The 14854-nt window shown below is 48.4% G+C and carries 13 protein-coding genes; 2 read left to right on the top strand and 11 right to left on the bottom strand.

Going from position 1 to position 14854, the window contains the following annotated elements; all coding sequences use genetic code 11:
- Positions 1–2697: 2697 nt before the first annotated feature.
- Entirely contained in the window at positions 2698–3063 is a 366-nt protein-coding gene (locus GF404_02250; GenBank protein ID MBD3380998.1) for a hypothetical protein, read from the bottom strand.
- 193 nt (positions 3064–3256) lie between these two features.
- On the opposite strand from GF404_02250, the gene GF404_02245 reads away from it, so the two are divergent.
- Complete coding sequence (locus tag GF404_02245) at positions 3257–4165, top strand: hypothetical protein (GenBank protein ID MBD3380997.1); 909 nt, start codon at positions 3257–3259, stop codon at positions 4163–4165.
- 287 nt (positions 4166–4452) lie between these two features.
- Positions 4453–5166, top strand: coding sequence for a hypothetical protein (locus tag GF404_02240; GenBank protein ID MBD3380996.1), 714 nt, complete (start codon positions 4453–4455; stop codon positions 5164–5166).
- Here GF404_02240 and GF404_02235 read toward each other — a convergent pair whose 3' ends face one another.
- The 10 genes from GF404_02235 to GF404_02190 all read right to left on the bottom strand — a co-directional run bounded on the left by GF404_02235 (position 5167) and on the right by GF404_02190 (position 14716).
- A complete protein-coding gene (locus GF404_02235; protein ID MBD3380995.1) occupies positions 5167–5901 on the bottom strand; it encodes a DUF72 domain-containing protein in 735 nt (244 codons plus the stop codon).
- A gap of 6 nt (positions 5902–5907) precedes the next feature.
- On the bottom strand, positions 5908–6240 hold the full coding sequence (locus GF404_02230; GenBank protein ID MBD3380994.1) for a hypothetical protein: 333 nt from the start codon (positions 6238–6240) through the stop codon (positions 5908–5910).
- A 284-nt stretch (positions 6241–6524) separates the two neighbouring features.
- Positions 6525–6914: a DUF2267 domain-containing protein gene (locus GF404_02225; protein ID MBD3380993.1), complete on the bottom strand. Its 390-nt coding sequence runs from the start codon at positions 6912–6914 to the stop codon at positions 6525–6527.
- Between the two features lie 12 nt (positions 6915–6926).
- Positions 6927–7550 (bottom strand): HPF/RaiA family ribosome-associated protein, encoded by a 624-nt coding sequence (locus GF404_02220; protein ID MBD3380992.1) that lies wholly within the window; start codon positions 7548–7550, stop codon positions 6927–6929.
- 33 nt (positions 7551–7583) lie between these two features.
- Positions 7584–8381: an Fpg/Nei family DNA glycosylase gene (locus GF404_02215; protein ID MBD3380991.1), complete on the bottom strand. Its 798-nt coding sequence runs from the start codon at positions 8379–8381 to the stop codon at positions 7584–7586.
- A gap of 24 nt (positions 8382–8405) precedes the next feature.
- Positions 8406–9128: an MBL fold metallo-hydrolase gene (locus tag GF404_02210; protein MBD3380990.1), complete on the bottom strand. Its 723-nt coding sequence runs from the start codon at positions 9126–9128 to the stop codon at positions 8406–8408.
- 8 nt (positions 9129–9136) lie between these two features.
- Positions 9137–10270, bottom strand: a complete 1134-nt coding sequence (locus GF404_02205; GenBank protein MBD3380989.1) for a CBS domain-containing protein — start codon at positions 10268–10270, stop codon at positions 9137–9139.
- Positions 10271–10293: 23 nt separating this feature from the next.
- Positions 10294–10839 (bottom strand): BON domain-containing protein, encoded by a 546-nt coding sequence (locus tag GF404_02200; GenBank protein MBD3380988.1) that lies wholly within the window; start codon positions 10837–10839, stop codon positions 10294–10296.
- Positions 10840–10890: 51 nt separating this feature from the next.
- Positions 10891–13962: a BamA/TamA family outer membrane protein gene (locus GF404_02195; protein MBD3380987.1), complete on the bottom strand. Its 3072-nt coding sequence runs from the start codon at positions 13960–13962 to the stop codon at positions 10891–10893.
- 85 nt (positions 13963–14047) lie between these two features.
- Entirely contained in the window at positions 14048–14716 is a 669-nt protein-coding gene (locus tag GF404_02190) for a BON domain-containing protein (protein ID MBD3380986.1), read from the bottom strand.
- Positions 14717–14854: the final 138 nt, after the last annotated feature.

Here is a 14854-nt window from a genome sequence, read left to right as displayed (position 1 = left end):
GTAGTTTTGCCGGTAGCTTCCAGGTCAATAACAACGAAATCAAGAACAACGCAGACTATGGAATCGACAACGGCACCGGAGTTGTCTGGGATGCCACCTGTAACTGGTGGGGAGATATCACCGGACCGTACAATGCGACTTCCAACCCGCTCGGTCAGGGAAATGAAATCACCGACAACGCAACCTTCCAGCCCTGGAGCAACGAGGATCTCTCGAGTTGTTCGTTCGGTGTCGAACGTGACACTGTCTGGGTTGATGACGACTACACTCCGACCGGTACAAACGACGGTCATGTCTGGGGCTACGACGCCTTTGACAACCTTCCGGATGGGGTCAGCGCGGTGCGTGCAGACGGTTATATTTACCTCCTCGAGGGCACCTATGAACAGCAGGTCGAAGTAGCCAAAAACGTCATCATCGACGGTGCCGGTTCGACCCTTGTGACTATCCAGTCACCGACGTCATTGACCACCTCGTTCACCTACGGCAGTAATGAGTACTTCCCTGTCGTCTGCATCCACGATGCCACGGTTGAACTCGAGGGTGTTACGGTCGATGGTCTCGGCCGGGGTAACGGCAACTATCGCTTCACCGGTATCGGCTGCTACAATGCCGAAGTAGAGTTGGCCGACTGCGATGTCGTCAATATCCAGGATACGCCTTTCAGCGGTTCCCAGCACGGCCTCGCAATTCTGGTCTATAACGATACAGATCCGGTCAAGACCGCTGTTTTGACTGATTGCGATGTCTCCGACTTCCAGAAAAACGGTATCACTGTACTGGGCGAGTACTCCGAAGCGGTGATTACGAATTGCACCGCGACCGGAAAGGGTCTGACCGATGTCATCGCCCAGAACGGTATCGAAATCGCGTCCAGCGCAAGTGGAACTGTCGATAACTGCGACATCTCCCTGATTGCCTATGACGGCACCGACTGGACTGCGACCGGATTTTTGGTGAGTACGTCCGGCACAGTCAACGCCACAGCGGTCGATATCGACCAGTGCCAGACCGGTGTCTACTGGATCAACGGCTCAGGCAGTTTCGACGGCGGAACGATCACCAATCCGATCGGTGACGGTTTCTATGCTTACAACGGCTCAACTGTGAAGTCAACCCGGCCGAAACATCTGCCGGACGGTATCGCTGGCATCCAGGCTAATCCTGATAAGGCAACCATGCAGGTCAGTCTTACTAATTCCGTCATCACCGGCAACTCGGCTACCGACAGCTGGGGCGTGGGCGCGTTCTCAACCTCCGCTGATCCGGTCGAACTCGAAATCAGCTACTGCGCTATCAGCGACTGGGATTACGGTATCTATGTCTATGACTACGGTGGTCCGGCAGATGTTAGCATGCATTATAACAGGTTGACCACTAATAATTACGCGATCACGTCGACGGTAGCCAACCTGCAGGATGGCTCGACAAACAGCTACGGCGTCAACGGGGCTTCAGCGGTAGCGGCCTTAATCGATGGCAACATCGACTACACGCCCTGGATTGGCAGCAATACCGATACTGATCCGGGTACAACGGGATTCCAGCCCAGCCTGGCAGTCCTGTATGTCGACGATGACAGCCCGCAGTTTGGATCGGTGATGAGAATCCAGGAAGCTCTGGGTCTTGTGGACGATGCCAAGGGTGGCAGTATCTATGCGGTAGACGGCACCTATTATGAGAGCGTCAATTTTGATGGACGCGGTTGCCTGCTGGCCAGCCTGTACGAACTCGACAGCGACGAGGATCATATCGTCAATACGATCATCGACGCCAATTCGGACTCGCTCGGTATAGTCGACACTGCCAGTGCAGTTTATTTTGTCAACGGTGAAGGCGCGGCCTCAACCCTGAAGGGCTTCACACTCGTCAACGGTTTCGGTACGATCAATCCGGATGATCTCAACCGCAGGACCGGCGGAGCGATCCTCTGCGATGGTTCATCACCGACTATCGAACGATGTGTGATCGCCGGCAATAACGCAGTACGCGGTGGTGGTATCGGCCTGATCGATGCCTCGCCGACAATCAATAACTGCACGATCGTAGGCAACGATGCCCCGACCGGTGGCGGTATCTCCATGGATGATGCTTCCGAACCGGATATCAACCGCACCATCGTGGCCTTTTCGACTGAGGGCGCGGCAGTTGAATGTGTCGATGGCGCCAGCCAGCCGGATATCAGTTGCACCGATATCTACGGCAACAATCTTGGCAACTGGGTCGATTGTATCGCCGGGCTCGACACCCTCAACAACAACCTGACTGAAAATCCGCTCTTCTGCGACAAGGACAATGGCGATTACTATATCGACCAGGTTTCCTACTGCGCGACTGACAACTCACCCTGTTTCGAGCTGATCGGTGCACTGGGCGTGGGATGTAGCGGTAACTATATCTGTGGCGATGCCAACAGCGACGGTGTGGTCGATGTCTCCGACGCCGTTTATATCATTAACTACGCTTTTGCCGGCGGACCGGCTCCCGATCCGATCGCGTCTGCCGATGCCAACTGCGATTCTGTTATCGATGTATCCGATGCGGTTTATATCATCAACTACGCATTCTCCGGCGGCAATCCGCCCTGCGATACTGACGGCAACGGTATTCCTGATTGCTAAATAAGTCAGCATCATAGAAAAAAAGCCTGTCTCGTTATGAGGCAGGCTTTTTTTTCTTATATTTAAAATATGCAAGCTATGCTTTAACCGTGCCGGTCTTGCCGACACACCACTTTTCAATCAGTTCTGCAAATATCTTTTTTCCCTGTTCTGAGCATTTCGTGATTTCAAATCCGGTCTCATACATTTTCATAAATTCATTTTTCTCAGACCATTTACAGCAGGCCTCGAATTCGATCATCGTCTCACCTTCAAATTCCCGGGGTAAAGTCATCTGGCATTGATATATCTTTTCTTTCACAACCGGATTAGCGCCGATCAGTTTTATTCCCCCGGAAGACAAATTCACTACTCGACCGATGAAATCACCAGTTTGTTGATCTATTACCAGGAAATGATCCAGCGGTTTGACTCGCTCGTGCTGGCGCTTATTTGACGACATAAGACACTCCTTTGCAAATCATGGCGGGTACTATATCTTATCGGTAAGAAATGTATTAATATTAACCGTCATAGAATTCCGAATAATGCTTGAGCGGAATTTGAACTTATCAGGCCGAAAAATGTATAACCTGCGAGGAGTGAAGCTAAGGCCTTCCACAAGAATTCATATAACGTATAAAAGAGAGGTGTCGATGAATCCGGCCTTCAGAAATGCCGCTTTTTCTTTTATTCTCGCCTTTTGTATCATTTTCACTTTTTGCGGTACCAGAATTTCCGCCCAGGATATTCCCCTGCTGAAAATTGAGCCGGTCGGCGATGCGCTTTTGAACCAGGTGATCGAAGTGTCAGTCACGACCGAGTACGCATCCTATCAAATCGGCGGTTTCGATTTTCATATCTCCTTCGACAGCACAGTCTTTGAATTCGTTGAAGCGCTTCCCGGACAGCTTTTGACGGACTGTGAATGGGAACAGTTTACTGTCACACCTCATGCATACGGTGTGGAGTTCTTCGTCATCGCCAACTCCCTGGAACCGGGAACACCGCTTTGCTACGGCCCTCCAGATTTTGCCAGATACGAGCTGGTAAAACTGCGTCTCAAAGTTACCGACGATCCGGCCTACGCAGGAGAATCCTCCTTGCTTGAATTCAGCTGGGTCGACTGCGGGGCGAACGCTTTCTCGTCTGTCCTGGGTGACTCCCTGTATGTCGATATACTAATCTATGATTACGATGAAAGCTTGATCTGGGATGAGTCCGATGACGATCAGTTTCCGGAACAAGACCGTATACCCGGAATCGGAACTCCCGACAGCTGTTTTCTGAACCAACCCAACCGCAGGCTTGCATTCCAAAACGGTATCGTCCGCATGTATCTTTGCGGTGATGCCGACGGGGATGGCAGTGTTTCCATTACCGATGCGGTTCTCATTGTGAACTTCGCATTTGCCGGCGGGCCGGCACCGTCTCCCATGTCGATTGGTGATGTCAATTGCGATGATTCGGTCGATCTCTCCGATGTCGTCTATCTCGTCAATTACGCTTTTGCCAACGGCAATCCTCCCTGCGATACCGACGGTGATTCAATCTTGGATTGCTGAAAGCATTTAACAAGTTCTGACTCGGATGACCTCTCAGGTTAATTGTCATACCCTATAACTACCACGGTTTTAACCTTAAAAACGCTGAGGCTGATATTCGTGTGCGCAAATTACGATCTTTAATTAAAATTAACTATAATATTACTTGACAGGGCTGGCTAATTATAATAACCTGAAATCGACACCAGTCTTTTAACGGTTTTTTTGCATCTTTTTTCAGCTTGGACGCAGATTCATCACTTAGTTTATTACGGACTTTTTGAGATGATTTTACTGGAGGGAATAGCATGAAATATCAGCACTGTATAAGTTTTCGTATGTTGATCAAGGCCGCGTTTTTGTCGGTACTGCTGTTGTCGATAGCTTCGGCAGAACCGATAAATACGTACCTGCCCGACACCGTCATTTACAAAGGCGATACTCTCAGGCTGGCGGTCGAGGTCGACCATGTCGATCTTTCAGATCAGGTGTATTCATATACTGTCGAAATCAGATACAACCCGATGGAGCTGGAAGTTGTCGGAATCGACAATCACAATTCAATCAGCTCCGGCGCTATGTTTACATCCAATATTCTGGATACCGTGGTTATAGTCGCTTGTGCTTCGGAAAAAGAAATTTATGGTTCCGGTAACCTGTTTTTCATCGAACTCACAACCGCAGTAGAAGCTGTCTCAGGACAGACCTCTGAGCTCAAGGCTGTCAGGGGCGTTTTTAACGACAATAGCCCTGATTGTTTCTGGCACGATGGAGAGGTTCTAATCATGGTGACCGGCGGATGCGGCGACGCTAATGCCGATGGAATCAACGATGCATCTGACGTGAGTTTTGTCATGAATTATATGTTTAATGGTGGTCCAGCTCCGGACCCGCCCGAAAGCGCCGATGTCAACTGCGACACAAAAGTGAATATGCTGGACTTGGTATTTTTGGTTGATTTCGTGTTTCGCGACGGCCACGATCCCTGCGATACCGATGGCGACAACCTGCCCGATTGCTGATCAGGACAGCATATCGCGCAGTTCGATGGCGTTCAGGGGCGCGTAACCATCTTGGTCGTTATCGAAGAAGACATAGACATCACGTCCGGTTTCAGTCCAGCTGTTGATCGCTCCAGCCCATGATGCCAGTTCATGCTTGCTGTAACGGCCCTCATAGGCATCGCCAGGGCCGTGCAGGCGTATATATACCATATGGGGAGAGGTAATCTTTTTGGAAGACAGTGTGCCGGCCAGGTCATAAATGCAAAACGCGGCCTTATGTTCGATTAAGATATCGAAAATCTCGTTATTCCACCAGCTGTGATCGCGAAACTCAAAGGCATATTCACAGTTACGAGGAAGCCTGTTTAAAAAGCTGTCCAGCCTTTCGGGATTCGCTTTGAAGCGTGGCGGGAGTTGGAAAAGTATCGGGCCGAGCTTGTCCTGCAGGGTTTCGACTCTCTCGAATAACTTCTGTGTGGACTGCTTTGGATCTTTGAGTTTTTTCATATGGGTGATAAAGCGGCTGCCCTTGACTGCGAAGCTGAATTCACAGGGCACTGTATTTTTCCATTGCTCGAATGAACGTTTAGCTGGTAATTGATAAAAGGTGTTGTTCAATTCGACATCGTTCAGCTTTTCAGCATAATATTCCAGCCATCCTTTTGGATCAAGATCTTTGGGATAGAAAACTTCTCTCCAATGCTTGTAGTTCCATCCCGAGGTACCGATATGAACTTCACCGCGCTTCTCCATGGCTGCTTATTTGAATTTAATTGTTGTGGTCAACCCGCTTGTAGAGGCAATTTCAAAGTCCGGAAACAGGCCATTGGATTTGTTTATCATCATAATTCTGAGCGGTGAATCGATCGTATGTGTCAGGTGTTTTCCAGCGGAATCGACAGTTTGCATCTGGAGACAACGAGTACCATCATCGCTCATCACGATGTTTTTCAATGCGACATTTTCAATCCGAACAGAATTGCCATCGCGATTATCTCCCTGTTTGATATTCATTATCCGGTTGCGATAAACGGTCGCCATATTCAAAAAGAATTCCGGCCATTCATAATCAGGAAGGTCCACTTTCTGCATGGGTCTTTTCCTTGTTACAGGTTGAAAATTTTTGCAAGCTTCAATACTGGAAGCCTGCACATTGTAAAAATTCAGGTTCTGTGAATATACCGCTTCCCGATGATGCCTCCTGTTCAGAACAGAAGGTAATTGAACGTATCCGCTCAGTGTAAAAACAGAATCCACGGCATCTTTGAAACCGGGATGCACAAAGTCATGTTCAAGAAAGATGGTTTCAGTTTTATGACACCTGCACCCCGGCTTCTGTATCTATGCTCAGCGAGGTATACGATCCTGACTGCTGATCAGTAAACGTTAGGCGGAGCCTTGAACAGCACCTCGAAATCTTCCGGAAGCTGATCCTTGAGGTCATCGATTTCGCCCCCTGTGATCGCGTCCTTGATTACATGGATAACGGCGCGCGAATGCTGCTCAGCTTCCTTGCGGTTGGTGCCTTCCTTTTTGGAAACCCTCTCGAAGAATTCATCAGCAGAAAACCGCTGCGCGTATTCGTCCACATTCGTGAATTCCTTGATTTGTTCGGGCAACTGGGCAGCCATATCATGAGCTTCATCGCCGGTTATACGTTCTGAAAGTGTATTGAGTGTGGCCTGTGCAGCCCGAACCGCATCTTTCTCCTCAACGATTCCCGTTGACGCCTGAATTTTGTTAATGAATTCATTGTAATCCATCATATGCTCCTTTCATTATTTTCTCGGTTTTCCTTTTTCAATAAGTTTATCGAGGTCGTCTGATTTTGGAAGACTGCCTCCGGGCTTATCGACGATCTGGACTGTGGAGGCCTGCAGGCCATCCTCGCCCATCTCGCTGACGAAGCGCACCCCGGTGCCGACCTCAACCCGCTTGAAATCATTGTTCAGCACACTATTGGCATGAAAGTAGATCCTGCGTCCTTCCAAACTGCGTAAAAACCCGAAACCATCCTCGTAATTGATCTCCTCCACAATTGCGGCATTTTCCTGTTCCGGGTGCTGTTTAACCTCCTGGTTCAGCCTGTTGCCAAGTTCACGCAATTCCCGCGTGGCGGTCGCGAAAGCGTCCCTGATTATAGCTTCGAGGGGATCGTGCATTTCTCCATCGCCCGGGTTTTTGGTGACCACAATTTCTTTCCCGGGCGGAACACGAACATTGATCCTGACTCGGTATGGACTGCCGGAAGACTGATGTTCCTGGGGCTTCTCGACCGCCATCCGGCAACTGATTATATTGTCAAAAACTTTTTCGAGATCATCGACTTTGTCGTTTATCAGATCCTCGAGTTCGGCCGTCTTGTTAACGTCTCTAAAGGACAGTTCCAGAGGAATCTGCATATTATATCCTCCTCATAGTTAAATTGCTTGGATTCAGCTACTCGTTTTCTGATGGTTTAAGCACAAATACGATGTCCTGCCGGCGATCTTAGCAGTTGCTATTTCACCATCGCAGCGCGGACACTTCCTCCCTTCTGCGCGGTTTGGTAGAAGCCATGTGCGCGGCATCCTGTCAGGATCAGCTTTTGCCTCGATCGCCTTTTTAAGGACCTTTCGTAATGATGAATACAAACTCTGAAGCTGGTTGTCCGAGAGTTCCTCTACTTTCCGGGCCGGATGAAGACCGGCATCGAAGAAAATCTCATCGGAGTATATATTGCCGATACCTGCAATAGTCTTCTGATCCATCAATGCTGATTTGAGCATCCCGCGTTTTTCAGATAGGATATCACGAAAGCTGTTGAAGTCCAAAGCAGGATCGAATGCGTCTCTACCGAGTTCTTTCTCTATGGCAAACTTGTCGACGTCGGCAGTCAATCCCACCAGGCCAAGTTTCCTTTGGCTGTCGTATGCCAGATGATAACCATTTTCGAAATCTATCATCAAACGGGTATGCTCCGGTTGCTCATCTTTGTTTTTAAAATACTTCAAAAAACCGGTCATACCGAAATGCAAAACTAGTGTCCTGTCGTTGTCAGTATGCGCAAACAGGTATTTCCCATGCCTTTCGGTCGATTCAAAAGCTTGTTTCTCTAAATTTCGTTTGATACTTCGTGGTGAAGTATTATCGAGCAAATCATCTTCGACTACAGGTAAGTCTTTGACATTCTTATTCAAAGCTGTCTGGTTGAAATATCTCCTGAAAACCTCAACATCCGGAAGCTCCGGCATTTAAATCACCTCAAATCAATTGTGTTAACTCAGCACGGTTTCCATGCCATCATAAGCGATCTTGACTGAGACACCGCGTTCCCCGGCCATCCGGCGCAATTTTGCGCCCAGCTTGCGCTCATCGCTTTCGACGATCTGCGAACCGCAATGAGTGATCAATGCAAAATCGACGTTCTCTTTCTGACACCAGGTAAGCTGTGTCCGCACAGGCGCATGGCCGATCAGGTAATCACCGCGTTTACGCACAAAAGAGCGGTCGATCGTGGCTCCATCACCGATATACACATCCACACCTTTTAAGGCCCTGCTTCGTTCATGGATGTACACCAGATCAGGAGCGTAGAAGATCTGATGTCGTCCCGCTTTCATTCGAAAACCGACAGCCGGAGCTTTTAAAGAATGCTCGACCGTGCAGGCTTTCACCTCGATCCCTTTCACCGTGTGCTTTTTATCAGTACTCAGTTTGCGTTTATCATCTATTTCAAGATCGTCCAGTTTCTTCCAGCTTGTAGACGTAGCGTAGACCGGGCAGGGCGCACCATCCTTCAAACCGAAAGCATGGTCAGGATGAGCATGAGTTAACAGAATCGCCTGCGGGGAATACTTCTGAAAATTTCCCCGCCAGTCTTTGCCACAGTCGATCATCAAATTCTGATTGTTGTAACTCACCAGAAGGGAGCTGTGACGGCGGTGTCTTCTGTTTTTTGCTTCAATATTTCCCCGAGTGCCAATAAATTTCAGTTTCATAGCTTTGTTTAAGCGACCTCCTCCAGATCAACTTTCAATGAAAGAAATTCCAGCAGGTCTTTGAGTGTAATCACTCCCGCCAGTTGACCGTTTTTGGTTACGATCATCCTGCTATTGCCGTTTTTGCGCATCCTCGACATAATCCTGACCGAATCTGTATTTTCATCAACGGTGTTATTTTCGTCACACTTCCGAACCACATCGTCGACCGTATGCTTCTCCCATTGTTCTCGTGAGAACTGTTTGACCTGCGGAAGGCTGACACATCCCAGAAGCTCGCCGTTACGAGTGACCGGGTAAAGCTTGTGATGGTAACGGTAAATATAGTTTTCAACCAGATCCTCGAGTGTAATGGAAGGTTCAACCGTCACCGGATCGGTTTTCATGAAGCGCTTGATCGGTTCACCCTCGAGCGCTTTGCGCATAAGCAACTGCTGGTACGAGTTCTTCGAGATACTGCGCAAAAACATCCCAATCAATGCCAACCAGACTCCGCCGATAAAGTTACCGCCAATAAAATCCAGAACACCCATAACGATCAAAAATATCCCGAATCCAGATCCGATTCTGGAGGAAATCCGGGTCGCTCTACGCAAATCTTTGCCGCGCGCCCAGAGCACAGATCGCAGAATTCTTCCGCCGTCGAGTGGAAAAGCGGGAATAAGGTTGAAAGCGGCCAGAATCAAATTGATAATACCCAGGTAACCTATCACAACGCCCACAGCGGTTTGACCAAGAGCCTGACCACCAATATAGTTTACTCCCAGAAACATTAATCCAATAACAATGCTGGCAATCGGACCCGCCAGAGACATCAGGATTTCCGATTTTGGATTATGTGGCTCTTGATGCATCTGAGCCATCCCTCCGAATACGAACAACGTTATCCCGTGCATCGGAATTCCATAGCGTCGAGCCACCAGCGAATGAGACAACTCATGGAACACGATCGAGAAAAACAATCCGATCGTCCCGACTACCCCCATCCACCAATATGTAGAAGTTTGCATATCAGGGCTGTAAGCTGGAAAAAAACCGGTCGCCAGTGACCATGTTATCAGTACGGCTAAAATCAACCAGGTCCAGTTTAACCTGACTTCAAAGCCAAACAATGTAAACAGATGAATTCCCTTATCGAACAATCTTATCACTCTCCTGGCAGTATTTATTGGTCCGTATTAATAATGAGATTACTGCGCACGTTCAGGACACCTTCAGTGTACATGGCGATTTCGAGGGCAGCCTTTACAGCCATCATATTTGCGACTTCTCCTCTCAGCACCACCATACCATCCAACACCTTGACATCGATCATATCAGCATCGACATACATGCTTCGATCCAGCGCTACGCGAACACTCTCGGCGATGATGCTGTCGGCTACGAAAGTTGAAGGCCTCGAACCGATACGGTCGGAAATATCAAACAGGCTGGGATGGTCTATTCCGAGATCGTGTTGGCTGTTAAATTTTACCTCGGCTGGCTGAGCGGTCGCAAAACGTATATCCAGGCGATTGTCGACTGATTTAATGTTCTCGATCTCAAGCGCGATTTCTGAAACCAGTTGTCTGGCAATATCAGTCTCGACCTGGCCGTTGAAAATCACACGCGAACCTTCTACTTCAACATTAATTTTGGTGGCATCCAGCCTGTCGTCAGCATAGAGACGGTCGATGATTTTTTTCTTTATTTTCTTATCGAGCCCTTTCATGATCAGACTCCTTCTACTTAAATTTATCAACAACCTGTTAACTTTCGATAATTACCAGCCCGGCGCGATCACGAAACCGAATTGCGTATCAGTATTTGGTCTTTGAAACGGCACTGCCAGGTAAAACTGGCTGACGAGATAACCAAAGAGGTTTACCCGGGCCGACACGCCGGCACTAAAGACAGGTACTCTGCGCTCCGATTCATTAGACCAGTCCAGCTTTGGATGCTGACCTTTTTTCCATGCCAGACCACCATCGAAAAAGAAACTGAGCTCGGTCGGAAGTGTCGGAAAATTTATCAACCCGTACTGGCTGTTGCCCAAAAGAGGCAGACGCAATTCAGCATTGAAAACTGCCAGCCTCGATCCGATCAGGCGGTCAACTTCAACACATCCTTGTTCTTCATTGAAATCGGTACATTCCGATAAATCGAACGATCCCAGGCTGTAGCCACGCACCATCGTCTCATTACCGAGATACAACTCGGAAAGACGGTCACTTTCAGAGTCCTCCAGGTAGCGCCCCAGATGAACTGCGCGAAAAGCAAGGGTTGCCGGTCGGAAATGGAAATAATGGCGATAATCCAAAAGCAGAGTCAGATACCGAAGCGAACCCAGGGTCGGCTCGACTTCAAAACGAAAACGCTTTCCAGCCACCGGCGAGGTAAACCCGAAAAATGAATAGTCGCCGACATAGGCCAGAGAGCTCTGCCACAGATTCAGTTGAGCGGGACCTTCCAGATCCTCCTCTTCCCGGTCAACTACAATTCCTCCGGCAACAAAGACCCGGTCGACCTCACGGTCATAACTGATATGATTATATCCGCTCGAGACTTCAAATCTGCGATTCTGGCTGAGTGGATACTCGGCCATGAGCGAAGCTCTTTCACTAAAGACTCTTTCGCGTACAAGTTCATACTCACGAGCAATGACCTGATCGCCATTGACCGTGACTGTATCATAACCGGTAAACATGCGGGCTGTCTGATACGGTATATGCCCGATCATAGCGCCCCAGTTTATACGGTTATCGCGATTTATGTATAGAACCTGCCCACCCAGGTCCTTAAGTCCGCCGTTAATCTGCGCAGTAACATTTAAAAGATGATTGCCGAGCATATCGCTGTAGAGAAGATTGACTGCCCCGCCCAGCGAAGCGCCATAGCGATCTACTGCCACACCAAGCATTGATCTTCCGGCGTAGATTAGATCCAGCGAGGGCGAATACTCATTGCGGTAGAATTTCGACAGTTCCGGACGGCGGGTGTTTTCGGCCAGAATATAGCTATTCACGAAACTCTCATAAACAGCTGGAGGCAGGTTTGAATTGTTTGCCAGCGCGTCAGCTTCCCCGGAATAGGGCAGTTCATTAACCTGGTTCAAATCTAGCGTATGGATCCCGTATTCCATTTTGCTGAAGACCGTAAAGGCCGCTAAATTATCACCGGGAGCAATCGACATGGTAGGTGAAAGCTCGGTCAGACCGGAAATACCGGTAGCCACATCAGTCAGCTTATAGTAGCTCTGTTCCGAGAATGAGTAACGATACAAATTGGAAAAGCCATCGGGATCGGAAACAAAGTACAAGCTTTCACCATCGGCGGAAAACTGCGGTTCAATATGCTTGGCATCGGGTGAAATCAGCAGCAATTCAACGTCATTCTCGGCCAGGTTCAACAGGCCGATATTCATACGCTCGAAAACGAGCCTTTCAAAATCTGTTCCTTTTCCGCGATCAGTGGCGAAAGCGATGGTTTTGCCATCGGGCGACCAGTCGGGCTGTATTTCTGCATAGCGATCATCAGTTAATTGTTCAATCGTCTCTGTTTGGAAATCGTAAATGTACAGGTCGCTGATACCTCCGCTGGTACCAGTTATTGCAATTTTACTACCATCGGGAGAAAATGCCAGATCATTTAAGTTATCGACCTGTTCAAATGGAATCACTTTTTCCACATCTCGTGATTTTACATCGAGAACAGCAACGGCATTGTCGCCATCTTTAAATACAACAAAAGCGATTTTTTTCGAATCCGGCGACCATCCCCCCGAAGAGTTCGTAAATCGGAGGGCATCGAAATGGGCATCGGTATTTGAGCTGACCAGCTCATCCAAAATTTCACCGCTATTGGCGTCGGCCAGATACAGGTTCAGCGTAAACAATTCACGGTTCGATACAAATGCCAGATAGCGCCCATCGGGACTTATTGACGGAGCCAGATTCATCCCTTCCTGACCGGAAATGACCTTTTTGCCGAGGCTGTCCGGATGGGTTCGGTTTTTTACCTGGGGAAGATACTCATCGCGAATTGTCCGTCTCCAATCATCTGAAACCGCCTTGAGGCTGTCGCCCAGGACTGTTTCAAGAGCTTTGGTCCAGCTATTCTTAAGAGTACCCGCATACAGGTCGAATACGACATCATCCCCAAGACGCCCCGCGACATAGGCCATAAAAGCGTGTCCCCAGCGGTATGGGAAGTAACGCCGATTCCAGGAGAGCTCTTCGATTCCCGGCAGATCATCATGAATAACCGCGTCACGCATCCACATTGAGGTAAGCACATCCCCGCGACCGATCGACAGGTATTCCGATGTGCCTTCAATGAAGAATAGTGGCAGTCGTCCCATTCTGGAGAGCCTGACACCCAGCTCTTTGGCGATATCGTACTGAAACGCATGGGCCAGTTCATGGCCGAGAACATGATTGTCCTCACTGTAAACACCAGTCATGGGGATCACTACGCGTTGACGCAGGCCTTCAGTCACACCACCGACTGATTGATTGATCAGTCCCTGGATGACATTTGTCTGCTTAAAATCAGCATGATTGGCATACAGGATCAAAGGCTGTTTGTTTTTTATCTCGTGATTGAAGAGTCTTGAAAAACGTCGGTACCAGCGTTCGGCCATATACGACGCGTCCTCAGCCGCCTGTCCCTCTTCAGCATAATGATAAATCTTAAAATTGTCGGTTTCGATTATATTGAAATCAAAATCTTCGTACTGCACTTTGTTGCGACCGAAATACTGTGCAGACAAATCCGGCATGAACGCATCTGCAAAAACGAGAAATAGTGTCATTACGAATATGGAAAAGGGACGATTAAAACAGCTTGTGTTCATCCTGTTAAATCCTCCAGTACTGTAAAACAGGTAGCATGCGTTTTTAGATTGGACCACCGGAAAGTCATTTCAACTGCGAATCAGCTTACTTCTTCGCTATTACCATTTTGTTGATGACATCGGTCGCACCAGCAGTGTAGAGAGCAGTATTATAAGCAGCACGTGCGGAAATCCAATCGTCGACCGTGCCAAGAATAGTCACCACACCATCCTGCACTTTAATATCGATCTCTTCTTCTGCGACATAGATATTTCGACGCAGGGCCGCCTGCAGATCTTCCGCGATAGCGGTATCAACTAAGCTTTCGGTCGGGACCACAGTTATCCGGTTATCTATCTCAGTAACGCCGTAGGCACCTTCAACCAGATTTTCTACCCAGGCTTTTTTCCAGAGTTTATTTACTTCACCTTCCAGCCGGACTCTTCCGGATTCAACCGTCGGTGTTATTTTCGAATGATCCAACTCCGGATCGAGTCTGAAAAGATCGATCAGATTAGCCTGTATTTCCGCATCTGAAGGTACCGGAACCGTTTCCGGGTAATCGACTCTCAGCCGGTTTTCAAGGGCTCTCACTCCGAGAACATTCCAGCTGTCATTCTGGGCAACCCGCCGTGTCGAATAATACGGGACTGTACCCGAGAGTTCGACTTCGCCCGAATCAACTTTAACTTTGATGTCAGAAGCATCCACGCGGTCATCCCAATACAACTGATCAACTACATCCTTTTTGATTTCTTCGTCTACTCGAGGCATTTGCGATCACTCCTTCCTTTTGAGTGTTTGCAAAGTCAGAGTTCACTATCAGATTCAACTTAAATATGGCTACAGGTAGTTGATTGTTCAATACGAGTTAATTGCATAAAGAATACGTAAATAAAGTACGTAAGATTA

Source organism: Candidatus Zixiibacteriota bacterium, assembly GCA_014728145.1.
Classification (GTDB): domain Bacteria; phylum Zixibacteria; class MSB-5A5; order JAABVY01; family JAABVY01; genus WJMC01.
This window is presented reverse-complemented; position numbering and strand designations above follow the sequence as displayed.